Below are 25,675 nucleotides of genomic sequence, written 5' to 3'. Positions count from 1 at the left end.
TGGTAAAGGTGATCCATGTTCACTAAAAACAGGTCAATTAAGAAATTAATTCCATTTAATTGAATGTAATAAGACGAATGTCCCAACCAAATGAAGATATTTTCAGATGGATCAATTGATAAAATATCTGTTTGAATATGAGGAATTGAATCTTTTGGAGAAATATTCGAGTCTTTTTTACCGAAAATAAAATCCACATCACTTTTTTAGTATCATAGCCTTCTGCAAAAGCAGGTGTGTGATTGATGTTTTGAAACTGTCCATTTTTATAATGTTTAGATTGTTTCATTCGTTCCAAACGTTCTCCAGTAGCTTCTGCACCAAACGTATTCATTTGTAGAATGGCAAAAGTTAGTAGTGAAAATAAAATAATGAGAGAAAGAATGAAGTAAAACATTTGTTTAAAAACTTTTCGGTGATTGTTTTTTTTCATTTGGTTCAAAAATATAAAATGTTTTCAAATTGATAAGTTGTAAAAGGGAATGTAACATTTGTAACTTTCAAATTAAATTACTTTTATCAATTTTGTAACCGATTAGAAAAGTATAACGAATGGAATTTATCTTACAACCTTGGCCATGGTACGTTGGTGGCCCAATAATCGCAATCGTAATGTTATTGCTGATTTATTTTGGAAAAAGTTTTGGATTTTCATCTAATTTCAGAACCATTTGTTCTGCTTTTGGAGCTGGAAAATCATGTGATTTTTTCTCTTTTGATTGGAAAGCACAAAAATGGAATTTATTATTCTTGATGGGTGCTGTAATTGGAGGTTATTTATCGGTACATTTTTTATCAGATAATCAAATTCCAGCAATTTCAGAAGCGACAATCGTACAATTAAACGAAATGGGTTTTGAAAGTGCAGGAAAAACATATTCTCCTACCGAAATATTCGAAACTATGTCGATTAAAAATATTGCCTTATTATTTGTAGGTGGATTATTAATTGGTTTCGGAACACGCTATGCAGGTGGTTGTACATCTGGACACGCAATTTCTGGTTTGAGTGATTTGCAATTACCTTCATTAATTGCTGTAATCGGATTTTTTATCGGTGGACTTTTAATGGTTCATGTATTGTTTCCTTTAATTTTTTAATTTCATGAGAAGTTTAGTTTATATCATATTAGGTATTATCTTTGGTGCAACCATGTATAAGGCAGAAACAGCCTCTTGGTTCAGAATTTTTGAAATGTTCAATTTTCAATCTTTCCATATGTACGGATTTATTGGTTCGGCATTGGTTGTCGGAACGATTGGAATTCAATTAATGAAAAAGAAAGAAGCAAAAGATATTAATGGTCAGAAAATTGTGATTCAACCCAAAGCAAAATCGATTGCACGTTATTTAATCGGAGGTATTTTCTTCGGTTTAGGTTGGGCATTAGTTGGTGCTTGCCCTGGTCCAATTTTTGTATTGTTAGGTGCTGGTGTTTATCCAATTTTAATTACAATTGCTGGTGCATTAATAGGTACTTTTGCTTACGGAAAAGTTAGAAATAAAATCCCACATTAAACATGATAAAAGAGAAAATAGAAGCAACTTACCCTTATCAATTTGAAGATGAATTGTTGGATGAAATTAATGAATTAGGTTCATTGATCGAGTTCAAAGCAAATGATGTCATGATCGATTTAAACCAATTTATCAAAGGAATGCCTATTCTTTTGAAAGGTGCTATTAAGATTATGCGCGAGGATTTTGATGAAGGTGAATTGTTGTTATATTTTCTTGAAAAAGGGGATACATGTGCCATGACAATGGCGTGTTGTTTGGGTGATAGACAAAGTAAAATTCGTGCTATTGCCGAAACAGATGGTGAATTGGTGATGATTCCGATTACTAAAATGGACGAATGGTTAGCGAAATATGCTTCTTGGCGTCGTTTTATTTTTGATAGTTATAACAATAGAATGGAAGAGATGTTGGTTGCGATTGACAATTTAGCATTTAATGACATGAACCAACGATTGAAAAAATATCTGTTGGATGTTGCAAGTATTAACAAAGGGAAAGTGATTGTGAAAACACATCAAGAAATAGCATACGAACTCAATACTTCTCGTGTGGTAATTTCTCGCCTTTTGAAAGCATTAGAAAAAGAAGGTTTCCTTCAATTAAATCGAAATGAAATCACGATTAATTAAGAAATCATTTTAATCATACATAAAAAAGGAATCTCAATTTTGAGATTCCTTTTTTATTCTTCAGTATAATCAATAATATCACCAGGTTTGCAATCTAAAGCTTTGCAAATCGCATTTAAAGTTTCGAAACGAATAGCTTTAGCTTTTCCATTTTTTAGAATGGATAAATTAGATAAAGTAATACCAACTTTTTCGCTTAGTTCATTTAATGACATTTTGCGTTTTGCCATCATAACATCTAAATTTATAATTATTGCCATGTTATATCGTTAAATCGTTTTCTTGTTTCATATAAAGACTTTGTTTTAGAGCAACTGCAAATGCAAGCACAAATAATCCTATAAATAAACTGGAAGTATCAATCATATTGTTATAAGAAATGGTGTAATTGCTACCAACAAGATATTTTTGGAGATGGAAGTTTTTTATAAAACTTATTAAGCCATCAATTAAAGAAAAGGCAATTATAGCAAAACCATTGTATAGTAAGTACTTTGTTCAAATAATTCTCCTTTAATGAACCTTTTTATTAATCGAATAAGAGAAAAAAGATAAAAAATAATTGCAACAGCTAATAATAAGTAGATGACCCAAATATAAAATGGATAGATTGACAAACTTTTTTCTGTATGAACGCTCAAACTTATTTTATTAGGGATAATTGTACCGCTTATTTTAGGAAGCAAAACAGCTTGATCGATAGCACTATTTGGTACAACATCAAAATATTTATAAGATTCTGCGATTTCTGCATTTTGCCAACCTCTTTTAAAATCATTGAAACCATTGTTGAAAAAGAAGTCAATAAAAGGAAGAAGAAGAATTAATACACCGATTAATTTTAAATAAAATTTAGATTTAGTTTCCATATTGGTTAAAAATTTATAAGACAAATTAAATCCATATTTTTTGAATTGCAAAATTTATTTATTGTAAAACGATAAATAAATATCGTTTTATAATTGATTTTTAAAACTAAATATTCAAATAATTAATCTGTTTTTTTAAAAATTTTGTAACAAATGTTACAATTTGTATTCTCATGCTTTTCTACCTTTGCCGCGTTATATAAATGACGATATGATTGCCCGTATAATTTATTTTGGATTATTGCTACTTACATTTTTTCCGTTTATAGAGTCGTCAGTAGCGCTTCTTTTAGGAATTGGTTATGGATTAATTTTTCAAAATGAATTTGGTGATTTTTCAAAAAAATATTCCAAAAAGTTATTAAATATAGCAATCATAGGTTTAGGGTTAGGTTTGAATCTTCACGAAGCAGTTTCGGTAAGTAAAGATGGGTTTATTCTCACTTTTATTTCTATAATAAGTGTTTTTTTATTAGGATTTGTGTTTTATCGATTATTAAAGATCAATAAGAATACATCGTTGCTGATTACTTCGGGAACTGCTATATGTGGAGGAAGCGCAATTGCGACTATTTCTTCGGTTTTACAACCAAAAGCGAACCAAATTACGATTGCAATGGCAGTAGTTTTTGTGTTGAACGCAATAGCGCTGGTTATTTTTCCTACGATTGGACATTTATTTCATTTAACCCAATATCAATTTGGTTTGTGGTCAGCGATTGCTATTCATGATACAAGTTCTGTGGTTGGAGCAGCAAAACAGTACGGAGAGCAAGCATTAGAGATTGCGACAACTGTAAAATTGAGCCGTACATTGTGGATTTTTCCATTGGCTTTGTTCATCGGTTATTTTAATAAAAAAGAAAATTCTACTTATAAATTTCCTTACTTTATTTTAGGTTTTGTCGCAACGATGCTAATTGCAACTTATTTTCCACAAGGCGAAAAAGTTTATCAAATCTTACAAGGCATTTCGAAACAATTAATGGTAGTAGCGTTGTTTATGATTGGTTCGTTAATTAATTTACAATCAATCAAACAAGCAGGTTTCAAGACTTTGTCTTATGGAATTTTACTTTGGATATTCATCTCGATTTTATCTTTGGTATTGGTTCTGAAATTTTTCTAAACAACAGATAAGCATTCTTATTCATCTGTAACATTGGTTACTGTCCATTGTTTTTTAGTCACTTAACTTTGTATCAACAAAAGAAAAAAGGTTAAACCATAAAAATATACACATATGTTTTTTCAACACATTTTTGAGAAGTCTTTAGCACATTCAAGCTACATTGTAGGATGTCAAGTTGCTGGAGAAGCGATTGTAATTGATCCAAAAAGAGATATCGATACTTATATAAAAATAGCCGAAGAAAATAATCTTAAAATTACGCACATTGCGGAAACGCATATTCATGCAGATTATCTTTCAGGAAGTCAGGAATTGGCTTATGTGACAGGTGCTAAAATGTATTTGTCGGATGAAGGAGGTAAAGATTGGCAATACGATTTTGACCATGTTGGATTAAAAAATGGAGATAAAATAGAAGTCGGAAATTTAATCTTCGAAGTGATGCATACACCAGGACATACGCCAGAAAGTATAAGTTTCTTGTTGACTGATACACCTGCAACAAAAGAACCTGTCATGATTTTTACAGGAGACTTTGTATTTGTCGGAGATATTGGTCGTCCAGATTTGTTAGAAGAAGCGGCAGGTTTGGTTGGAACGAAAGAGGTTGGCGCAAAGCAGATGTTCGAATCATTGAAAAAATTTCAAGCTTTACCCGATTATCTTCAAGTTTGGCCAGCGCATGGTGCAGGATCAGCTTGTGGAAAAGCATTGGGAGCTGTAGCAAGTTCAACAGTTGGATACGAAAAAATAAGAAACTGGGCATTACAATTTGATCAAAATGAAAAAGGTTTCATCGATTATCTATTAGCAGATCAACCAGAGGCACCAGCTTATTTTGCTATGATGAAAAAATTGAACAAGACAAAACGTCCTTTATTAATAGAAGTTCCGAAATGGGCGAAGTTGACATACATTGAGTTTGAGAAAGCAAAATATTTTGGAATGAAAGTAATTGATGCAAGAATCAAAACAGATTTTTCACAAATACATGTGCCAGGAACAATCAATATTCAAAATAATAAAACATTCAACACTTGGATGGGTTGGATGGTAAATTATCAAGAACCAATCGTGTTAGTTGTAGAAGAAAATGAGGTAGAGGACATGACACGAAAACTAATGCGAATTGGTTTAGATAATGTGTACGGTTATATTACACCAGCAGAATTATTGAGCAATACAGAAGAAATGACTTCTTCAACTATTATTGATGCTGATACGATGGGAAATTATATCGGGAATGATGAGGTTCAAATTTTAGATGTAAGAGGTGAAGCCGAATTTAAAGAAGGTTTTATAGAAGGAGCAAAACATATTTTTGTAGGTTATTTACCAAAACGATACCATGAATTGGATCCGAATAAAAAAGTAGTTTTACACTGTCAAGCAGGTGATAGAGCAACAATTGCACAGAGTTTTTTAGAATCAAAAGGTTTTGAAGTAGAAAATTATAGTGCAGGAATGGCAGATTGGAAATTGAATAAAAAACCATTAGTCAAATAATATGTTTTTCAAAAAAATTATTAAAATGTTGACATCAAACTCAAACGTAGAAAATTATCTACAAGAAGGCGCATTGCTATTGGATGTGCGTACAAACGCGGAGTTTTTGGCAGGACATCATGCAGATTCGGTCAATATTCCATTACAAGAATTAGAAAGCAGAATAGGCGAATTGTCGAGCAAGAAGATAGTAACGGTATGCAGAAGCGGAGCAAGAAGTGGGCAAGCTGCAGTTATACTAAAGAATAAAGGTTTTGATGCCATCAATGGCGGACCTTGGAACATGATTTAAGTACATAATTAAATTATATTGAATGGATTTATTAGACAGAATACAAGGAAATAATTTTTATCTAATTGATTTTTATGCAGATTGGTGTGCACCATGTCAATTACAACTTCAATTTTTAGAAAACTTAAAAGGAAAACTTCCTGATCATGTCGAGATAATAAAAATTGATGTAGATAAAGACAAAATAAGTACGATTCAGTTTGATGCGATGTATCAAGTAAATGGCGTACCAACTTTAATGCTTTTTCATCAAGGAAAACTTCTTTGGAAGCATTATGGAGTTAAGTTTGAAGATGATTTACAAAAAATAGTAGAACAATTTTTGATCTAAAAAAACAGTAATCGTGTCTGAATCTTTTAAAAGATAACGCGATTACTGTTATTTTTTTTTAAACAATATGTGATAATTACTAATTTATTCCTTGTCTTATTTAGATAAAACAAAAAATATTAGATAAAAAGTGTGAATACAATAAAAACGTCAACATTTATTTAAAAAAAATCATACATGATTTGCATTAGTATGATTTATGTTATAGTTTTGAGTAAATAATATTACAAATAGGTAATATGAATTAACACTAATTATGATTGTAAGGCTTCTGTAAAAAGAAGCCTTTTTTATTTTCATTAAAAATAAAGCAGATTAAGCAAACATTTAAACAACACAATTGGTTGTGTCGACTTACTTTTTTAAAGTTAATTACAGTAGTTGAGAAGTTTTTTACAAAATTATTTTTGAAATTCGGTTGCTAATAATTCAACTATTTTCATGATGTTTTGATTTGTAAATAAAAGATAAGATTACATCAGGTAAAAAAAAACAGCTTCACTAAATTGTAAAGCTGTTTTTATATTTTAAATATCATCCGTGTATAAATCGATAATTGGTCGAGGTTTTTTTCGTTTGATTTGCGTTAACCAATAAATGAAAATACCTATTCCATTCCCGAAAATAATCACGGTTATCCAAACTAAACGTTCGTCACTTTTAATCAAATTTGGATTTTTTAAGGCATGTACAATGAAGTAAACAAAAGAAATTACGCCAGTAAAAAAACTCATTAAAACTAAAAAGATGAAAATGATAAGATTTCCTAATAAAGCACTCAGAAGCGATTTCGAATTTCCCATATGTCCAAGTTGCGCATCGAGCGTATTAAACATCGAATAAAAAATTCCAAAATAACTCAGCAAGCCAAGTATAAATAAAGTGATTGGAACAATAGCCAAAGTGGCTTGTAGCTTTGGATTGTTTAAAAGAGACGTTAGATCTCTGTCAATTAGTAGATTTTTCATCATTTGAAAAATAATCTTTTATTTTTTTTGCTTTAGATTTCCCTATACAATCGGTTAACTCTAACAAAGATGCATTTTTTATTCGTTCAACCGATTTAAATTTTGTTAATAATTCTTTAATTGTTTGCGGACCGATTCCATTTATTTCTTCTAAAACCGAATTATAGGCATTTTTACTGCGACGATTTCGATGGCGAGTAATCCCAAATCGGTGCGATTCGTCTCGTACATGTTGCAGCACTTTTAAGGTTTCAGAATTTTTGTCCAAGTACAAAGGATAAGGATCGTCTGGATAATAAATTTCTTCCAAACGTTTTGCAATTCCAATGACAGATACTTTTCCACGTAAACCTAAACGGTCAATCGATTTTAAAGCCGAACTTAATTGTCCTTTTCCTCCATCAATCAAGATTAGCTGAGGCAATGGTTCACCTTCAGCCAAAACGCGTGTATAACGACGTTCTATTACTTCTTCCATTGTTGCAAAATCATTTGGACCTTCAACTGTTTTGACATTGAAAATTCGGTAATCTTTTTTGCTTGGCTTTCCATTTTTAAAGACAACACAAGCCGATACAGGATTTGTTCCTTGAATATTAGAGTTATCGAAACCTTCTATATGACGAGGTTCTGCGGGTAATCGCAAATCAACCTTCATTTGATTCATAATGCGATTTGTATGACGGTCTGGATCGATAATTTTGGTTTGTTTGAGCTGTTCCAAACGATAAATTCGCGTGTTTTTTAACGATAAATCAACAATGTGTTTTTTATCGCCAATTTTTGGAACTGTAATTTTTCGGAATGGAATTTCTAAACTTAATTCGAATGGAACATAAATTTCTTTCGAAGTAAGATTAAATCGTTCTGAGAAATCAATAATCGCGCGCTCCAATAAATCTTCATCCGTCTCATCCAATTTCTTTTTCCACTCTTCGGTATGAGATTGTATAATTGCACCATGATAAATTTTCATGAAATTGACATACGCATATTCCTCATCCGATGTAATCGAAAAAACATCAACATTGGTAATGGTAGGTGAAACAATTGTTGAACGTGCTTGGTAATTTTGTAAAGCTTCGATTTTCTCTTTGATCATTTGTGCTTTTTCAAATTTCAAATCCGATGCATATTTTGTCATTTGATTGATTAAATATTGCTTTGCTTCGTTAAATTCTCCTTTGATAATATTACGAATCGCCGAAATTTGCTCATTATAATCTTCTTCGGTTTGGTAATTTTCGCAAGGTCCAAGACAATTGCCAATATGGTATTCTAAACAAACTTTGAATTTATGGTTTTCGATGTTTTTTTCGCTCAAATCGTACGAACATGTTCTGATTTGATACAATTCTTTGATCAAACCTAATAAAACTTTCATGGTTTTGACATTAGAATATGGACCAAAATATTCAGAACCATCTTTGATTACATTTCGTGTCGAAAAAATACGTGGAAATCGTTCGTTTTTAATGCAAATCCATGGATAGGTTTTGTCATCTCTTAACAGAATATTGTAGCGAGGTTGATGTTCTTTGATCAGATTATTTTCCAATAACAACGCATCATATTCGGAATTAACATTAATCGTTTCGATGTTATCAATATTACTCACCAAAACACGCAATCGTTTCGAATCGTGTTGTTTATTGAAATACGAATTCACACGACGTTTCAGGTTTTTCGCTTTACCAATGTATAACAAATCTCCTTTTTTGTTATAATACTGATAAACACCTGGCGTTTCGGGTAAACTCGCTAATTTTAATTTTACATTTTCATTCATCAAACTACCTCTACAACATTTATTTTTTGCTGTTCATCATCAATATAAATCAAGATTTTTGTTCGAATTTTATAGCCCAAATTGTTGAAAAATTCAGCATATCTATTCACTTGAAAATGATGATCTAAATCGGGTTGCCCAGTTTTATAATCAATAATTGAACAATTATTTTCAGCATCAATGACAACACGATCGGCTCTGAAAATTTGTCCATTTTCATCAATAAAATCGCGTTCATTTAAAACCGTTAAACCTTCAGCAAAATAGGGAACTAATTTAGGATCTTGTAAGAGATTTTGCAAGGTTTTTTGCAGATGTTCTACATTTTCAGCAGAAACAGTACCACGTTGTTTTTCACTTTCGATGATTTTTGGCAAATCATTTTGCGTTACAATTTGTGATAAAATAGTATGAATTGTATTTCCAAATTCTGTGAATTTTAACTTTTCTTGTGCTTTTTCTGAATTGGTGTTAATCACCAAACGTGTATTCCAATCCGAAGAATAAATTTTAAGTTCTGCCGAAGAGTTTTCAATAACTTTTGGTGTTGAAATACGTTCTGGTGTACCTTTCAAAATAACTTCATCTTCAGAAAAGCCTTTGCTGAAAACAAATTCGTGTAAATAGTTGGCAATATTTTTTGATTTCGAAGACTCTTTAGGCTTTTGCGCAATCATGTACAATTGTTCTTTTGCACGTGTTGTTGCAACATAAAGTGTATTAATTTCATCCAATTGAACCAAGTTTTCTTCTTCGTCAATTTTTGATTTTATCGCTTCGTTTTTGATGGTTTTTAATTCATTGTTAATCCCAACATAAAACGTTTCGAATGGATTATCTTCATTTTTTTGCAGTGGAATCCAAATTTTAGAATTCTTACTTTGCCAATCCAAAAATGGTAAAATAACAACTGGAAACTCCAAACCTTTAGACTTGTGAATCGTCATAATTTGAATTGCATCGACACCTTTTGGCGTTTTGATACTTGCTTTATCTTTGATCGTTGACCAAAATTCGAGAAACGAATTAAGATCTGATTCATTTTTTGATGAATAGTCTAAAATAACATCCAAAAAGCTCAAAATATAAGCAGGTGAACGTTCTTGTAAATGCAATGTACGAATAGCTTTTTCGGTGAAATCATATAACGAAAGGTTTTGATCTTGAATAAAATCTAATTCAATTCCAAGTGATTTGGTTAATTTCAAAAATTTCGGCAAACCTTCTTTCAACGCTTTTTCAACGGTGATGGTTAAATCATCTGTTCTGAATAATTCTAATTCGTACGCAACCATCAAAAAGCGTATTTTAGATTGTTCATCTTGTGGATTTGATGTTATTTTAAACAAATATTCGATTAATTGTATTTCGAATGAATTTTTAAGTAATAAAGCTTCATTGGAAATGACAACCAAATTATTTTCAGTCAAATATTTCGCCAACAGAACGCCTTGCGCATTACTACGAATCAAAATTGCAATATCACTTAAAGAAAAACCATTTGCACGACAATCTTCAATCGTTTTCAGAACCAATTCTAAGTTTTTTTCTTTGAATAAGTCTTTTGATCGACCTTCTTGTTCGATAAAATTTATTTTGACAAAACCATCTTTTTGATGATTGGTGAATTGTTTATTACCGATTTCATACAAATACTGAAAACTTGGTAAATTAAGTTTAGGCGCTATAAACGAATACAATTCATTGTTAAATTGGATGATATTTTCGTGGCTTCGCCAGTTTTTTTCTAATTCTTCAACCTTGATATTTTCTTCTTCTTTTCGATCAATTAAATCTATCATTTGTGCTGGATTTCCTCCTCGCCAACGGTATATAGATTGTTTTGCATCACCAACCAACATAATCGTGTCAGATTGCGCACGCGCATTTTCCACCAACGGATTTAGATTGTTCCATTGTAAAGTTGAAGTATCTTGAAATTCATCAATAAAATAGTGATTGTAGCGCGAGCCAATTCGTTCGTAAATAAAATTAGCAGGTTGTTGTTGCAGATTTTTACTGATGATAGTATTGAATTCGTTTATCAATAAAACATTCGAATCTTTTTTGATCGAATCCAACGATTTTTCGACTTCATTAATCAACGAAATTGACGAAATGTTTTTTTGAATAGACGTTAATAAAAGTAAGTGATCATTAATATTTGCAGCTTTTTCGAACAAATCTTTAATCTGTGGAAAAATAGATTCGGCAATTACATCTTTTACTTTCGAAAGATAACCGCCTTCTAAAACATCTTTTGTGTTGGCATCGGTTGGTAAAATCAATCCAAAACCATCATAATTCTTTAATTTTTGGAAAAAAGCGGCAATACCACGACTTTTTCCAGGTAATTCGTTTACAGAAATTCCATTGTTTGCCAGCAACTCAAAAAACTCATTTCCGATTGTAATCAATCCATCTTTCAACGTTTTGATATCATCAAAAATAACCTTTCGGTAACGAATAAATTCGTCTAATGAAATATTTTTTAACTTTTCTAAATCTTGTAAATGACGATCGTTTGAAATATCAGAAGTGTCAGAAGAAAGGGTTTTACGGATATCCCATGATTTATTTTCGTCCATATTATCCAACGCAATTTTGATCATGGTTTGCGTTAATTTTTCGTCTTCTCCAATTTTTGAATAGAGTAAATCAACCGATTCGTTGATAATTTCTGTTGTATTCATTTCGACATCAAAATTCATCGATAAACCCAAATCTTGTGCAAAAGATTTCATCAATCGTAGATTAAATTTATCAATCGTAGAAATTGAAAATTTGGAGTAATTATGAAGAATCGCAATCAGAATATTATACGCTTTCGCCTTGATAATTTCTGGCTTCATGTTCAATTCAGAAGAAAGTTCAAGAATATAAGAATCTTCTTTTGGATTCGAACTTTTGGCAATTTCTTCCAATGTTTCGATGATACGCTCTTTCATTTCACCAGCAGCTTTGTTGGTAAACGTGATGGCTAATATATGTTCGAAATGATAATCGCTTTCGTTGGTTAATAACAACGAGAGAAATTCTTTAACTAATGTGTAGGTTTTACCTGCACCAGCTGATGCATTGTAAATTTTGAAATCGCCTGCTTGTAACAAATTCTGAATTTTTAGGAAAGTTAAACAATCTTCTCAAAAATAGAAAATCAGAATGCCAAAACATGACGTACTAAAAAAGGAAACTCAACTGAGTTTCCTTTTTTGTAAATGTTATAAAAGAATGATTAGAATGAATATCCTAAACCAACAGAAAATACAGAATTTTTGATATCTCCTCCGTTTTCATCAGAGATATTTGAAAGTCCAAAATTGTAACGAGCTCCTGCATTAAGACCGTTTGATAACTCATATCCTAATCCAATGTTTAATCCGAAATCTATAGATTTTAAGTAATCTTTCATATCTACATCTTCATCAATTTTTTGTCCTAGCGCAGTAGTTTTTACATTTAATTTAGAACTTACTAAAAAACCTACTTGCGGACCAGCTTCAATATTAAAACCTTGTGTAGGATAAAATTTAAACATTAAGGGAATATTAATATAATCTAATTTATACTTTACGTCAGCATTTACGTTACCAATTTGTTCATTAACATAAATTTCTCCAGATTCTTTAGCTCCTTGTGTAGAATATAATAATTCAGGTTGAAACGCAAATTTCTCAGCAAATTTAATATTAGCATAACCTCCAATATGAAAACCTACTTTTGCATCAGCATTTTGGTTATCTCCAGATAAATTTGATACATTAAGACCTGCTTTAGCTCCAAATTTAGTTTGAGCATTTGTATTAATAGCGAAAGCTAATAATGAAATAAAAAATAAACATTTTTTCATATAAGTAAAATTTTAAAGTTTGAGTAAATATATAACAATAATGCAAAAAAGGTACTAATTTTTATTCTTTTTACGCTCTTCTTTTTGTAGTATTTCGATTTCTTTTATTTGCTTTTTAGTATTTTGCTCATCAAGCTTCAATTCTGTTAGCTTTTCATCTAATTGTTTAGATAATGATTCATTAGATTCCGTAAATTTATATTCTACTGAATATCCATTCTTTGGAAGAATCGTAATATTCATATCATCACTATTTCTATTATCAACTTTTAAACTTGTAATTGTTTTAGGAAATTTGGATAAATCAAATTCACCATTTTTATTATTTGTAATATAAATTTTATCAATCTCTGAACTAATAATTTTGTGTTCAACACCATTTTTGTCGGTGTAAATAGAATATCCATTTTTCAGAGTAATATTATTTTTTACCGTAGGCATTTTAGCAGTTGTTACTTTTTTATCAATATTCGGAATATCTTTTTCAGAGTTAAAAATTCTGATAACACTTGAATCTTTTTTGAAAATTTCTATTAAACCTTCGCTCTTTTTTACAATTACTTTATTAATATCTTTTGGATCTATTTTTTGTAAAACTTTGCCATCTTTACCATATAGTGTTGTCGGTATTAATTCTTTTTTTCTAACAATATCTTTTATTTTTATCGAATCATTCAAGATGATATCTCCAGCATCGTTTAAAATAATTTTGTTTTGCGGATTACTTTTCAAAATATCTTTTAATTCTTCTTTGGTCATTGTTTTACCATCAGATAAATTTTTGATTAACGTAATAGTGTCATTCAGGTTTTTCGTTATTTTATTTTCTTCTTTTGTATCAAATATCAAATCCGCTTGCGATTGAACAGGTTTTTCCAATGCTTGTTCTACCTTTTTTGCTTTATTTTCTACTTCCTGAGCAAAAGATTTTTGAGAAAACAATACAAAAGCGCTTAGTATAAAAGGTAAAGATGCAAAAGAAAGAGTTTTAGCTTTTCGATTTGAGGTGTTTTTCGTCATCATAAGTAGGCGTTTTTTGGTTAATATAAAATTGAAATTACTCGCCATCATTGATGGATTTTGAGTTGCAATGCAATCTAAAATTTGATGTTGATAAGTTTTTAAATCAGAGTTTCTTTTTAACACATATTCATCTGCTAAAAACTCATGATTTAGTTTGATCGATTTTTTGTAGAAATAAATAAAAGGATTGAACCAAAAAAGGATTTGAAAAATTTCTATCCATAATATATCAAAACTATGTTTCTGAATACAATGTGCTTTTTCGTGATCAATTAAATTTTGATGTAAATTCTCGAGTTGTTTTTTGGGGATAAAAATATAATTCCAAAAACTATAAGGTTGACTTGATTGTAAATCGAGAACATAAGTAATTTCGTGGTCTTTTATTTTTTCTTCTGTTTTAATTTTAAATAACAAGTTGTACAAATTGTAACTAAACCTGGCTAAAAATAAAACTGCAAATAGGATGTAAATTACATTTAAAATATCCCCAAAGTTAATTCCTTCTTCTTGTTGCAATACGTCAGGGTTTTGCATTAAAAAAGCTAATAGTTCAGGCGAAATATTTGTTTCGTTAGCTGTAATTGGTAAATCTATTTTATACAAAGGCGCTGTCAACGAGAAAACTAACGAGAATAAAAGATAAAATCGATTGATTTTATACATACTTTCGCGCTCCAATAAAAGTTTGTAAAATGAATACAAAAAACCAGAGCAAAGAATAAATTTTATGACATAAGCAACCATAAGCTATTTCTTTTTACGGTCTATTTCATTGTCGATGATATCACGTAATTTTTCTAATTCTTCAATAGACATATTGTTTGATTTTGCAAAAAATGAAGCAAATTGTGTTGCCGAATTATTAAAGAAGTTTGAAATCATTCCTTTTACTTCTTTCGAAAAATAGTCGTCTTTTTTTACCAAAGCGTAGTATCGACGCGAGTTTCCCATTTGTTCGTAATCAATATAACCTTTGTCGCGCATCCTTTTTAATAAAGTAGATATAGTCGTGTTTGCAGGTTTTGGATCGTCATAAGAATCGATAATATCTTTGGCGAAAACTTGTTTTCCACTCCAAATAACTTCCATCACTTCTTCTTCTCTTCTTGATAATTTAACTTTCATAATCTACAATTGTAATTTAATTACTACAAATATAGAATTAAATTTAATTTGACCAATTTATTTTTAACTTATTTAACATTTACACACAAAAAAAGGAGCAAAAAGCTCCTTGATATTTTGATTTGAAATGTTATTACATTTCCATTAATTTATACGCTACACCAACACTAAAATAGGTATTCGTAGTACTTTTTGAAGATGGATTATGATTAATATCTGTTAATCCTTTTGTAAAACGAGCATTGATTTCTAATTCGTCAGTTACTTTGTATCCAGCTCCTATATTTAATCCAAAATCAAATGTTTTGAAATTATCTGTAATTGGCTCTTTAGTCTTAATTTTATTGAATTCTGTTTTTTCTTTAGCAGAAACCAAGAAACCTAATTGAGGACCAAATTCAACATTCAATCCGTCCATAATTTCATAACGTCCCATTAGCGGAATATTGATATTATGTGTAACTATTTTTTTATCACTACCATCATGTTTTTTGATTCCAGCACCTTGTTTTGAGTATAATAATTCTGGCTGAAAACTAAATTGATCAGTTACTTTGTAATTTGCATAACCACCAACATAAAAGTCTGTTCTAAATTTTGCACTTTCAGTACCAGATAAAGTAGGGAAGTTAAGACCTCCTTTTACTCCTAAATCAATTTGCGCGTTCGCTGCACTTAATCCACCGAAAAGTGCTATTCCTAAGATTAGTTTCTTCATTTTTTTATTACTTAAGTTTGAGTTATATTATTTAATTCAAAAGTAAAGTTTTATTCATAGATAAAATTGAGCTGTTCTTTAAAAAAACAATAATGCTTTTTTATTTCACAATATCTATGCCTTTTTTGTTAAAAATTCATAAAATATTATGACTTAAATAATTTTCGCTAAATAATCCATAATAATTTTCGTTGCATTTGGAGAATTTTGAACAAAATCTCCTGCTTTTTTTCCACTTGCTTTTCTAAAATTTTCGTCATTCATCAAATGGTTCATTATTTTATTAAATTCGGTTTGATTTGAAATTGAAAAACCACCACCAACTGCTATTAAGTCAACAGCTTCCTGGAATTTTTTGTATTTAGGTCCAAATACAACAGGATTTCCATACGTTACAGCTTCTAATGTATTGTGAATTCCTGCTCCAAAACCACCGCCAATATAAGTGATATCTGCATATGCATACACTTTGGATAGTAGTCCAATTGTATTTAGAATAAAAACTTTTGAATCAATTAAATCTTGTTGCGAAGTTTTTTCTAAATCAGAAAATTTAACAGTTTTTTGATTGATTTTACTCAGAAAAGAATTGATCTCAGCATCATTCAAATTATGTGGTGCGAAAACAATTTTCCAATCATTCGTTAATTTTTGATTGATTAATTCAATAAATAATTCTTCATCTTTTGGCCACGAACTTCCAACAACAATGAATTTTGAATGTTGTTTGAAAGTTTCCATAAAATCCAAGTGATTGTCTTGGTGAATAATTTGTTTTACACGATCAAAACGCGTATCACCTGCAATTGTATTCTGTGTAATCTGAATAGAGTCTAATAAATTTTTAGAATTTTCGTTTTGCACAAAGAAATGATTAATTAAACTTAATTTTTTAGCAAACCAGTTATTTCCATCCTTTTTGAAAAAGTTTTGACTCTCTCTAAAGATAGAGGAAACCACAATTGTTGGTATTTTGTGTTGATGTAAAGTCGAAATTAAATTGAACCAATATTCGTATTTCACCAAAATCAAAATTTCGGGATGCAAGACTTTTATTAGTTTTTCTGCATTCGATTTTGTGTCTAAAGGTAAATAGAAAATTACGTCAGCTCCTTGATAATTTTTTCTAATTTCGTAACCTGAAGGCGAGAAAAAGGAAACAGCAATTTTATGTGTAGGATACTTTTCTTTTAAGGTTTCGATCACAGGTCGACCTTGTTCAAACTCGCCTAAAGAAGAACAATGTACCCACAAAACTTTATCCGTTTTAGATAGTTTAGAAGCTATTTTTTCTTCCCAATTATCACGACCATTTATCCAAAGTTTCGCTTTTTCGTTAAAATTCGAAGCCAATTTTAGCGCCATTCCGTACGCCTTGATTGATATATTATAAAATCCTTGCACAATCTTGCAAAGTTAGAAATTTAGAACGAGCTTTTTTTGTACATTTGTTGTAATAATATCGACTTTTTAAAGTTGTAGATGTTGAAAGATTCATTAAGTTATGAAAAAAATACAAATGGTTGACTTACAGAGTCAATATCAAAAAATAAAAGGTGACGTTGATGCAGCAATTATGAATGTTTTAGATTCGGCTGCTTTTATAAATGGACCAGAAGTTAAACAATTCGAAACTGAATTACAAGAATATCTTAACGTAAAACATGTTATTCCTTGTGGAAATGGGACAGATGCTTTACAAATCGCTTTGATGGCATTAGGATTGGAGCTAGGTGACGAGGTAATTACGGCAGATTTTACTTTTGCGGCAACGGTAGAAGTGATTGATTTATTAAAATTAAATTCTGTTTTAGTGGATGTCGATTATGATACATTTACAATTGATACAGAAAAATTGAAAGCTGCTATTACACCAAAAACTAAAGCAATTATACCAGTTCATTTATTTGGGCAATGTGCTAATATGGATGAGATTATGGCAATTGCAAAAGAGCATAATTTATATGTTGTAGAAGATACAGCGCAAGCAATTGGTGCAGAATACAAAGGTCAAAAAGCCGGTACAATTGGTCATATTGGTTGTACATCTTTCTTCCCTTCTAAAAACTTAGGATGTTACGGAGATGGTGGAGCGATTTTTACGAATGATGATGATATTGCACATCGTTTACGTGGAATTGTAAATCACGGAATGTACAAGCGTTACTACCACGATGAAGTAGGGGTTAACTCACGTTTAGATTCAGTTCAAGCAGCAGTTTTACGCCGCAAACTACCATTCTTAGACGAGTATAATGCTGCACGTAACAAAGCAGCGGCTTATTATTCAGAAGCTTTTAAAGATATTGATGCGCTAATTACACCATCAAAAGGAGAAGATACAACGCATGTTTTTCATCAATATACTTTACGTGTAACAAATGGTAAACGTAACGAACTGCAAGCTTTCTTAACAGAAAAAGAAATTCCAGCAATGATTTATTATCCTGTTCCATTACGTAAACAAAAAGCGTATGATAACGGTCATTACAATGATGCAGACTTCCCACATACCAATAAATTAGTTGAAGAAGTGATGTCTTTGCCAATGCATACAGAGTTAGAAGAAGAACAATTGGTTTATATTACTTCTGCTGTGCGTGAATTCTTTGGAAAATAATTTACCTTAAAAAAATATGAAAAAGCTTCTGATTGGTTTCAGAAGCTTTTTTATTTGCTTAAATTTGGACTAACTAATTCAATGAAATTACATAAAATGAATAAAATATTAGTAACTGGTGGTTTAGGCTATATCGGTTCGCATACAGTTGTAGCACTACAAAATGCAGGTTATGAAGTGGTGATTATTGATGATTTATCAAACACGAATATTGATTTTTTAGATAGAATTACATCGATTACTTCTATAAAACCATCTTTTTATCAAATAGATTTAAAAGATCAAGAAAAAGTAAATGAATTTTTTAAGACTAATAAAATTGACGGAATTATCAATTTTGCAGCACATAAAGCGGTTGGTGAATCTGTTGAAAAACCGTTGATGTACTATCGTAATAATCTTTTAGGATTAATTAATCTTTTAGATGCGATGAAAGATTATAATGCAGATAATATCATTTTTAGTTCATCTTGTACCGTTTATGGACAGGCAGATCATATGCCAATTAATGAACAAACACCACTAAAGAAACCAGAATCTCCTTACGGAAAAACGAAACAAATGGGTGAAGAGATTTTAGAAGATTTCTCTACAGCTTTCGATAAAAATGTGATTTGTTTACGTTATTTCAATCCAGTAGGCGCCCATCCTACAGCGAAAATTGGTGAATTACCAAAAGGAATTCCAAATAATTTGATTCCATATGTTACGCAAACGGCGGCAGGAATTAGAGAAGCTTTATCTGTTTGGGGAGACGATTACCCAACGCGTGATGGAACAGCAATTAGAGATTATATTGATGTGAATGATTTAGCAGATGCGCACGTAAAAGCTGTAACTCGTTTGATTGAAAATAAAAATAAGGCGAAATTAGAGTTCTTTAATCTTGGAACAGGAACGGGTTCGACAGTTTTAGAAGTTGTTCATGCTTTTGAAGATGCAAATGATTTGAAATTGAATTATCAGATCAAAGAGCGTCGCGCGGGAGATATTATCGAAGCCTATGCAGATAATTCGTATGCAGAAAAAGAATTGGGATGGAAACCTGAAACTCAACTTGCAGAAAGTATGCGTACAGCTTGGGAATGGCAAAAAAGTTTAGAACAATAAAAGAAAACGCTGTCAGGTTTAAAACCTTGACAGCGTTTTAATTGTTATAGAGTAGAAATTTAACTTTTGAAATTATTTCTTTACTTTTTTCAATACGTATAAATCTTTTAAATTTCCAGTAATTTCTTTTCCTTCTTGATCTAAAACTTTCAATCTATTTTCTTCAACTTTCAGGACCAAAGGGCTAATATTCGAGTTTAAGTGCAAAATATTTCCAGTAGCATCCCATTTATAAAAACCTTCATCTTGGTAAACCGTTTCTTTTCCTAAATATTCTTGTTCAATGAAAAAGTTACCGTCTTTTTTTAACTCAACAATATATTTTATTCCTTCGCAATCCGCACATGGTAAAGTACCTTCATATTTTCCATCCCAATCCAAAGAGTTTCTTGAATTATGTTCATCTTTAAATGTTTTTGTAGAGTTTTGAGCCACTTCAGCTTTTTTTTCTTCTTGTTGGACACCTTTTGATTGGCATGAGAATAAGATAAATGATGCAAAGATGCTCACTAATATAGATTTCTTCATAATTAATTTTATGATATGTTTAACAACAAATATGGTACCAAATTACGACTATATTTTTCTAACTTTCAATTAAAATTTAATAAAATGTTTCACGCAAAAAAAATACAAACACCTTTGGGAGAAATGCTTGCAATTAATTCACAAAAAGGACTTTGTGTATTAGCATTTTTTGATGGGAAATCAACCGAAAAACAACTTAAAGAGATTGAAAAATTGGGTGAAATTGTAGAAAATAAGCACGATGAAGTTTTGTTAAATTTAGAAAAGGAGTTAGACGCTTATTTTGAAGGGAATTTGAACGAATTTAGCATTCCGCTTGATTTGATTGGAACTGATTTTCAGATAAAGGTTTGGAACGAATTAATTAAAATTCCATTTGGAAAAACACGGTCATATAAGGAGCAATCGATGGCTTTGGGTAATTTGTTGGCGATACGTGCAGTTGCAAATGCAAACGCGAAAAATAAAATAGCAATTATTGTGCCTTGTCATCGGGTTATTGGAACAAATGGATCTCTGACAGGATACGCAGGAGGTAATAAGCGCAAGAAATTTTTGTTAGAATTAGAATCAACACAATTGAATGTATTCTAAAAAAAACTTCGAGAATTTTCTCTCGAAGCTTTTTTAATTTATTTTAGAATAATTATTCCATCGTTTTCAATTCGTTCAAGAAATCAACAATATCTTGACCAGAATAATCCGCCATTCCCATTGTGGTGTGTGCAATGTTTCCTTTTTTGTCTAAGATAATAGTTGTTGGTAACGAACCATTAAAAAATTCAGTCGGAATAGATGAGTTGGGATAAACCACTGGTAACGAAAGTTTTTTACGTTCCATGAATTTCGCTACTTTATCACGTTTTCCTTCTACTTCCACTGTTAAAATCACGATATCTTTATCCTCTTTTACTTTGTCATATAAAGTTTGAATAGAAGGCATTTCTGCAATACAAGGAGGGCACCAAGTAGCCCAAAAATTCATAAACACTACTTTTCCTTTCAGATCTTCCATGTTGACAGTTTTTCCATCCACATCTACCATTTCGAAAATATAATTTGCTTCGGTTTCTGGTTGAGAAGACTTTTCAACTTTTTCTAATTTTGGATCGAATAATCCTAATTTCATTAAACCTTGCTGTATCATTGCTTTAGCTTCTGGTACAAAAAGTAAGACCAAAGCCAACGCTCCTACGATAATAGTTGAGTAATTTCTTTTTAACATTGCTATAAATTTATTGTTTGTTCCCATTGTAATCCGCTTATATCGGTTAGTACTACTTTGTGAATTTTATGCTCTATTTCAAAATTTAAGTTTGCTTTCGCTCCCAAAGGTAACACTAAACTGTGTTTATGTGGTGTAACTTTTGCTACATAATAATTCGAAATTTGTTGTTGGTCTAAATTTGATAACTCTTTCATATCTAATGATTCAATGATTTTATTTTGGTCATTGTAAAAATCAATTTGGATTAAAAAAGAACCATATACATCAGCACCTTCTATTCGCATAACGTCAAATGAAACCTTATTTTGAAGTTGTTTTAAATTGGTGATTTCTACTTTTGGCTTGACCGATTTATTGTGTAAAGTTCCATAAACACCACCATGAAATACTTGATTTGTAAATAACGTAACGAATAATATGAAAAAACTAAATCCGATAAAATGAGGTGTATATTTTTTAAAAGAAATAGAATTCCATTTATTTTCTTGTTCAACAAATTGATTTTTATTGAATAAATAATCCAAGGATATTTTACCAGAGCCCGCTTGCATTAGCGTGAATCCTCCTGCCAAACCTAATACGCCAATTTGCCATTCGTCCAAACAAGTTGTTCCAATCCATCCCGAACCTAACAAAATTCCCATTGCTAAAAAGAAAACACCGATACTCATGAAACGCGTTTTGTAACCAAGCATCAAACACAAGCCTACCACGCCTTCTATAATGGTGAAAATCCACATGTTCCACAATAAAGCTTCGGGATTTTCGACCAAATATTGAATAAGAGGTTTGATGAAAAGAGCGTTCGGTAAAAAATGATTAAATTTTTCGCCAATGTATCCAGTTGCTTCTGGATCAAGTTTGTTTTCTAAAATTAAGCGCCTCCAAAAGGCAGAAAAGTAGGTCCAACCAATGACTAAACGCAATGCCAATACAGCATTACCCATTGATAAAACAGATTTGTTTTGCATGATATGTTATATTATATAAGTTACTTAAATCTACATTTTTGTTTTGTAGTCTAAAACTGTCAACTCGAGTGAAATTCATTTAGAATTTTGTATCGAGAATAAGGTTTTAGAAGATAAAATTCATCTTAATTATCGATACAATTTTTCTTCTTTTTATAGTTCGAAAAATCACTCGAATTGACTAACTCTAATTCAATAATGTACAAATAAGTATAAATTGTTGAATAATTATTGTTGAATTAATTGTGAAAATTACGACAACAACGAATATTTCAATTGCTTATACAATAAATAGAAAGGTATTTTTGGAGATTGTATTTTATTCGAATCAATATCTTCTACGATCAATGAAGATCGTGCGTATTGAATGAATTGTAAAGATATTTTCGGTAAATCAAAATGAGATAAATCAAGTTGTTTGCTTGATTTCTTAATTACTTCAAATTTAATGTTAACACAAGATGTTGTATTACTCTGAATTGTTTTACTTGGAGTTGATTTTGTTTGCTGAACATTTTCAATTTCTAAAATAGTATGAATAGAAGCTTTCATGCTACAAGGTGTAAGTAGCATGAAAATCGAAGAAATAATTAAAACAAGACTTCTAAAATTCATGAAACGAAACTAATCATAAAATTTGATTTAAAACGAATTTATAATTAAACTTTAAGAAATTATTAGAATTTCTATCTTTGTCTTGATGAAAGAAAAACCGTTATTTTTTGTATTGATTATTTTAACACTCTTACTTTTTGTGATCAGTTTAAGTGTTGGAAAAGTTCCGATTTCTTTCACCGAAATATTCAGTGTTATTTTTGGGCATTCAGACAAAATGTACCATAACCTTGTACTCAATTTTCGATTGCCAAAATCACTAACAGCTTTATTGGTTGGTATTGCTTTGCCTATTTCAGGTTTTTTGATGCAAGAATTATTCAAAAATCCTTTAGCAGAACCTTCCGTATTAGGAATTACGTCGATGGCCAGTTTAGGTGTTGCAATTGTGATTTTTCTTTTTTCGATGATTGGATTAGATGAATTTTTAAACAATCCTTGGATTACAATTATAGCTTCATTCTTAGGTGCAATAGTTGCTTTGTTAATGGTTATTTCACTTTCTTTTCGCGTTAAATCATCTGCATCCTTAGTGATTATTGGTTTTATGATTGCTGGTTTAGCTGGCGCATTAATCGGAATGATGCAATATTTTGCACCTTCGGATAAGATAAAAACCTATTTAGTTTGGGGATTCGGTTCATTAAGTGGTTTATCTTGGGAACAATTAGGTGTTTTCGGATTATTTGTTCTAAGTGGAATTATCGTTTCCTTGTTTACTTTACGAGGAATTACAGCTTTGTTATTGGGCGAAAAATATGCACAGTCGTTGGGAATAAATATTAAAAAATTAAGATTAACAATTCTTATTTCAACCGCATTGTTAACAGCTTCAGCGACCGCATTTGCAGGGCCTATTAGCTTTATAGGATTAGCCGTTCCTCATATTTGTAGAACATTATTACGAACAGGCGATATGAAAATTCTATACCGATGGATTTTCGTGTCAGGTATATTTTTTATGTTACTTTTTTCAATCTTGACTGAAATTTTTCCATTTGGAACTTTACCTATTAATATTATTACCGCATTGTTCGGAGCGCCAATTGTGATTAGTATTTTGTTGAATAATAAAAATGGAGTGCGATGAAAAGTGAGGTATTAAAATTGGAAAATCTTTCAGTTGGTTATAATGCAAAAAAAATTGTTTCAACGATTAATACTACGATCTTCACAAATGAATTGATTACGATTTTAGGGAAGAATGGAGCAGGGAAATCAACATTGATTAATACCATTTTAGGTTTTGAGAAAAGTCTTGAAGGTAAAATATATTTGGATAATAATTTATTGCAAAAATTATCTTCTCAAGAGATTGCACAACATATCGCTGTGGTTTTACCACGAATGGCAATTGTTCCAAAAATTAGAGTTTCTGAATTGGTAGCGATGGGACGTTTGCCTTATCATAAAGTTTTGAAGAAAGTTTCGAAAGAGGAACAATACTTAATTGATGAGGTGTTAGAACTGGTCGGAATTACCGATTTGGCTCATCTATTTGCGAATGAAATTAGCGAAGGCCAATTGCAATTGGTAATGATTGCGCGTGCTATATGTCAAGATGCTAAATTGGTAATTTTAGATGAACCAACATCTAATTTAGATTTAGCCAATCGATATAAAATATTTAATTTATTAAATGAATTGAAAACTAAAATGGATAAATCGTTTTTGATGATTACCCATGAAGTAGATTTTGCCTTAGAAAATGCGGATAAAATTTGGTGGATAGAAAAGGGTAACCTTTCTGAAGGAATTCCAGAACAAATAGCATTTGAACACCATATTATTCAGAAATTATCCAACCATAATTTGATGTACGATAAAGCGAATAACCGTTTTTCGACTCCCACTAATTGCACAAAAGTAATAGGAATAAAAGGAAATTCTGAATTAGCTTTTTGGGTAAAAAATGCGTTGTTTCGAAATGGAATTTCTGTCGAAAATACTGCCGAAAATCATATTGAAATAACAGAAAATAACATCATCTTTGAAGGACAAAAATTTGAATCGATAGAACAAATCGTAAAATTTGTACAACAGTATGAAAAATATAATCGTAACGGGAGCAAGTAGAGGAATTGGTTTTGAATTGGCAAAACAACATTTAGAATTAGGAAACCGTGTGTTGACAATTTCTCGAAATGTAGATAAATTAAAAGAATTAGAGGTTTACGCAAAAGAAAATCAATATTGGTTTATAGGAATTGATTTGACTAATTTTGATGAGATTTCACAAGTGAAAGAAGCGGTTAATTCTTGGGAGAAAGTAGATGTTTTATACAACAATGCAGGGATATGTATTAACAAACCTTTTGAGGAAATACAAGAAGCGGATTTATTAACATCTTGGCAAGTGAATTTTATGGCGCCATATCGTTTGATACAAGTTTTGATGTCTAAGTTTGATACATCTTCACATGTTGTCAATATTTCGACAATGGGTGCAGTACAAGGTTCAGTAAAATTTCCTGGATTATCAGTTTATTCATCTTCTAAATCGGCGACAGTTAATTTAACAGAATTGTTGGCAGAAGAATTAAAAGATCATGGTCCAAGAATTAATGCAGTCGCATTAGGAGCCGTACAAACTGAAATGTTAGAAGAAGCTTTCCCTGGATATATTGCGCCTTTACAACCAAATGAAATGGCCGAATATCTTGTTGATTTTGGATTGAATGGTTGGAAATATTTTAACGGAAAAATTCAACAAGCTTCGATTTCTACACCATAAGAATTTAATTTATATAATACCTTTCTAAAGTCGCTCTTGAGCGACTTTTTTAATGTTTCAATACTCGTTTTCTCAAAATATACATCAACGGAAAGCTGTGTATAATCCAAAT

The 25,675-nt window shown here is 30.8% G+C and carries 29 protein-coding genes; 13 read left to right on the top strand and 16 right to left on the bottom strand.

Annotation, left to right across the window (positions count from 1 at the left end):
- Positions 1 to 55: 55 nt before the first annotated feature.
- Positions 56 to 334, bottom strand: coding sequence for a hypothetical protein (locus IF125_RS08255; RefSeq protein ID WP_225542156.1), 279 nt, complete (start codon positions 332 to 334; stop codon positions 56 to 58).
- Positions 335 to 552: 218 nt separating this feature from the next.
- On the opposite strand from IF125_RS08255, the gene IF125_RS08250 reads away from it, so the two are divergent.
- The 3 genes from IF125_RS08250 to IF125_RS08240 are packed head-to-tail and all read left to right on the top strand — an operon-like array spanning position 553 to position 2,151.
- Entirely contained in the window at positions 553 to 1,101 is a 549-nt protein-coding gene (locus IF125_RS08250; protein WP_225542155.1) for a YeeE/YedE family protein, read from the top strand.
- A 4-nt stretch (positions 1,102 to 1,105) separates the two neighbouring features.
- Positions 1,106 to 1,519, top strand: a complete 414-nt coding sequence (locus tag IF125_RS08245) for a YeeE/YedE family protein (RefSeq protein ID WP_225542154.1) — start codon at positions 1,106 to 1,108, stop codon at positions 1,517 to 1,519.
- Positions 1,520 to 1,521: 2 nt separating this feature from the next.
- On the top strand, positions 1,522 to 2,151 hold the full coding sequence (locus IF125_RS08240; protein WP_171622875.1) for a Crp/Fnr family transcriptional regulator: 630 nt from the start codon (positions 1,522 to 1,524) through the stop codon (positions 2,149 to 2,151).
- 53 nt (positions 2,152 to 2,204) lie between these two features.
- Here the strand turns inward: IF125_RS08240 and IF125_RS08235 are convergent, their stop codons facing one another.
- Genes IF125_RS08235 through IF125_RS08225 form a run of 3 tightly spaced genes read right to left on the bottom strand, consistent with a single transcriptional unit; the run spans position 2,205 to position 3,020 of the window.
- Positions 2,205 to 2,411, bottom strand: coding sequence for a helix-turn-helix domain-containing protein (locus tag IF125_RS08235; protein WP_225542153.1), 207 nt, complete (start codon positions 2,409 to 2,411; stop codon positions 2,205 to 2,207).
- Between the two features lies 1 nt (position 2,412).
- Entirely contained in the window at positions 2,413 to 2,580 is a 168-nt protein-coding gene (locus tag IF125_RS14330; protein WP_225542166.1) for a DUF2975 domain-containing protein, read from the bottom strand.
- Positions 2,581 to 2,615: 35 nt separating this feature from the next.
- Complete coding sequence (locus tag IF125_RS08225) at positions 2,616 to 3,020, bottom strand: hypothetical protein (RefSeq protein WP_225542152.1); 405 nt, start codon at positions 3,018 to 3,020, stop codon at positions 2,616 to 2,618.
- Between the two features lie 211 nt (positions 3,021 to 3,231).
- On the opposite strand from IF125_RS08225, the gene IF125_RS08220 reads away from it, so the two are divergent.
- From IF125_RS08220 to IF125_RS08205, 4 genes are all read left to right on the top strand, one after another.
- Positions 3,232 to 4,149, top strand: coding sequence for a YeiH family protein (locus tag IF125_RS08220; RefSeq protein WP_225542151.1), 918 nt, complete (start codon positions 3,232 to 3,234; stop codon positions 4,147 to 4,149).
- Between the two features lie 114 nt (positions 4,150 to 4,263).
- Positions 4,264 to 5,658 (top strand): MBL fold metallo-hydrolase, encoded by a 1,395-nt coding sequence (locus tag IF125_RS08215; protein ID WP_225542150.1) that lies wholly within the window; start codon positions 4,264 to 4,266, stop codon positions 5,656 to 5,658.
- A gap of 25 nt (positions 5,659 to 5,683) precedes the next feature.
- A complete protein-coding gene (locus IF125_RS08210) occupies positions 5,684 to 5,950 on the top strand; it encodes a rhodanese-like domain-containing protein (protein WP_225539054.1) in 267 nt (88 codons plus the stop codon).
- A gap of 22 nt (positions 5,951 to 5,972) precedes the next feature.
- A complete protein-coding gene (locus IF125_RS08205; RefSeq protein WP_225539055.1) occupies positions 5,973 to 6,281 on the top strand; it encodes a thioredoxin family protein in 309 nt (102 codons plus the stop codon).
- A 527-nt stretch (positions 6,282 to 6,808) separates the two neighbouring features.
- On the opposite strand, the gene IF125_RS08200 is transcribed toward IF125_RS08205, so the two are convergent.
- The 8 genes from IF125_RS08200 to IF125_RS08165 all read right to left on the bottom strand — a co-directional run bounded on the left by IF125_RS08200 (position 6,809) and on the right by IF125_RS08165 (position 17,161).
- Positions 6,809 to 7,249 carry a hypothetical protein gene (locus IF125_RS08200; RefSeq protein ID WP_225532452.1) on the bottom strand — a complete coding sequence of 147 codons (441 nt, stop codon included), beginning with the start codon at positions 7,247 to 7,249 and terminating at the stop codon, positions 6,809 to 6,811.
- Positions 7,230 to 9,038, bottom strand: a complete 1,809-nt coding sequence (gene uvrC / locus IF125_RS08195; RefSeq protein WP_225542149.1) for an excinuclease ABC subunit UvrC — start codon at positions 9,036 to 9,038, stop codon at positions 7,230 to 7,232. The genes IF125_RS08200 and uvrC overlap by 20 nt, the downstream gene beginning before the upstream one ends.
- Positions 9,038 to 12,148, bottom strand: a complete 3,111-nt coding sequence (locus IF125_RS08190; RefSeq protein WP_225542148.1) for a UvrD-helicase domain-containing protein — start codon at positions 12,146 to 12,148, stop codon at positions 9,038 to 9,040. The genes uvrC and IF125_RS08190 overlap by 1 nt, the downstream gene beginning before the upstream one ends.
- A gap of 125 nt (positions 12,149 to 12,273) precedes the next feature.
- Complete coding sequence (locus tag IF125_RS08185) at positions 12,274 to 12,888, bottom strand: porin family protein (RefSeq protein WP_225542147.1); 615 nt, start codon at positions 12,886 to 12,888, stop codon at positions 12,274 to 12,276.
- A 54-nt stretch (positions 12,889 to 12,942) separates the two neighbouring features.
- Positions 12,943 to 14,658, bottom strand: coding sequence for a M56 family metallopeptidase (locus tag IF125_RS08180; protein WP_225542146.1), 1,716 nt, complete (start codon positions 14,656 to 14,658; stop codon positions 12,943 to 12,945).
- Between the two features lie 3 nt (positions 14,659 to 14,661).
- Positions 14,662 to 15,039 carry a BlaI/MecI/CopY family transcriptional regulator gene (locus IF125_RS08175; RefSeq protein WP_225542145.1) on the bottom strand — a complete coding sequence of 126 codons (378 nt, stop codon included), beginning with the start codon at positions 15,037 to 15,039 and terminating at the stop codon, positions 14,662 to 14,664.
- A 133-nt stretch (positions 15,040 to 15,172) separates the two neighbouring features.
- Positions 15,173 to 15,757, bottom strand: coding sequence for a porin family protein (locus IF125_RS08170; RefSeq protein ID WP_225542144.1), 585 nt, complete (start codon positions 15,755 to 15,757; stop codon positions 15,173 to 15,175).
- A 153-nt stretch (positions 15,758 to 15,910) separates the two neighbouring features.
- Complete coding sequence (locus IF125_RS08165) at positions 15,911 to 17,161, bottom strand: 3-deoxy-D-manno-octulosonic acid transferase (RefSeq protein WP_225542143.1); 1,251 nt, start codon at positions 17,159 to 17,161, stop codon at positions 15,911 to 15,913.
- A gap of 100 nt (positions 17,162 to 17,261) precedes the next feature.
- On the opposite strand from IF125_RS08165, the gene IF125_RS08160 reads away from it, so the two are divergent.
- Complete coding sequence (locus IF125_RS08160) at positions 17,262 to 18,377, top strand: DegT/DnrJ/EryC1/StrS family aminotransferase (RefSeq protein WP_225539059.1); 1,116 nt, start codon at positions 17,262 to 17,264, stop codon at positions 18,375 to 18,377.
- 96 nt (positions 18,378 to 18,473) lie between these two features.
- Positions 18,474 to 19,487 carry a UDP-glucose 4-epimerase GalE gene (gene galE, locus IF125_RS08155; protein ID WP_171622887.1) on the top strand — a complete coding sequence of 338 codons (1,014 nt, stop codon included), beginning with the start codon at positions 18,474 to 18,476 and terminating at the stop codon, positions 19,485 to 19,487.
- A 72-nt stretch (positions 19,488 to 19,559) separates the two neighbouring features.
- On the opposite strand, the gene IF125_RS08150 is transcribed toward galE, so the two are convergent.
- Entirely contained in the window at positions 19,560 to 20,015 is a 456-nt protein-coding gene (locus tag IF125_RS08150; protein WP_225542142.1) for a copper resistance protein NlpE, read from the bottom strand.
- A gap of 84 nt (positions 20,016 to 20,099) precedes the next feature.
- Here IF125_RS08150 and IF125_RS08145 point away from each other — a divergent pair, with 84 nt between their 5' ends.
- Positions 20,100 to 20,609 (top strand): methylated-DNA--[protein]-cysteine S-methyltransferase, encoded by a 510-nt coding sequence (locus tag IF125_RS08145; protein WP_225542141.1) that lies wholly within the window; start codon positions 20,100 to 20,102, stop codon positions 20,607 to 20,609.
- Positions 20,610 to 20,661: 52 nt separating this feature from the next.
- Here IF125_RS08145 and IF125_RS08140 read toward each other — a convergent pair whose 3' ends face one another.
- The 3 genes from IF125_RS08140 to IF125_RS08130 form a co-directional block, all read right to left on the bottom strand.
- Positions 20,662 to 21,240 (bottom strand): TlpA family protein disulfide reductase, encoded by a 579-nt coding sequence (locus IF125_RS08140; RefSeq protein ID WP_225542140.1) that lies wholly within the window; start codon positions 21,238 to 21,240, stop codon positions 20,662 to 20,664.
- A 2-nt stretch (positions 21,241 to 21,242) separates the two neighbouring features.
- The gene (locus IF125_RS08135; protein ID WP_225542139.1) at positions 21,243 to 22,214 is read right to left on the bottom strand and encodes a TQO small subunit DoxD; all 972 of its coding nucleotides are present in this window, start codon (positions 22,212 to 22,214) and stop codon (positions 21,243 to 21,245) included.
- Positions 22,215 to 22,466: 252 nt separating this feature from the next.
- A complete protein-coding gene (locus IF125_RS08130; RefSeq protein WP_188319708.1) occupies positions 22,467 to 22,829 on the bottom strand; it encodes a hypothetical protein in 363 nt (120 codons plus the stop codon).
- An 85-nt stretch (positions 22,830 to 22,914) separates the two neighbouring features.
- Between IF125_RS08130 and IF125_RS08125 the strand changes: the two genes are divergently transcribed.
- The 3 genes from IF125_RS08125 to IF125_RS08115 are packed head-to-tail and all read left to right on the top strand — an operon-like array spanning position 22,915 to position 25,563.
- Positions 22,915 to 23,919 (top strand): FecCD family ABC transporter permease, encoded by a 1,005-nt coding sequence (locus IF125_RS08125; protein ID WP_225542138.1) that lies wholly within the window; start codon positions 22,915 to 22,917, stop codon positions 23,917 to 23,919.
- Complete coding sequence (locus tag IF125_RS08120; RefSeq protein ID WP_225542137.1) at positions 23,916 to 24,905, top strand: ABC transporter ATP-binding protein; 990 nt, start codon at positions 23,916 to 23,918, stop codon at positions 24,903 to 24,905. The genes IF125_RS08125 and IF125_RS08120 overlap by 4 nt, the downstream gene beginning before the upstream one ends.
- Positions 24,874 to 25,563 (top strand): SDR family NAD(P)-dependent oxidoreductase, encoded by a 690-nt coding sequence (locus IF125_RS08115; protein WP_171622894.1) that lies wholly within the window; start codon positions 24,874 to 24,876, stop codon positions 25,561 to 25,563. The genes IF125_RS08120 and IF125_RS08115 overlap by 32 nt, the downstream gene beginning before the upstream one ends.
- The last annotated feature ends 112 nt before the right edge of the window (positions 25,564 to 25,675 follow it).

It is taken from the genome of Empedobacter stercoris (genome assembly GCF_020281205.1).
In the GTDB taxonomy this organism is placed as follows: Bacteria; Bacteroidota; Bacteroidia; order Flavobacteriales; family Weeksellaceae; genus Empedobacter; species Empedobacter stercoris.
This window is presented reverse-complemented; position numbering and strand designations above follow the sequence as displayed.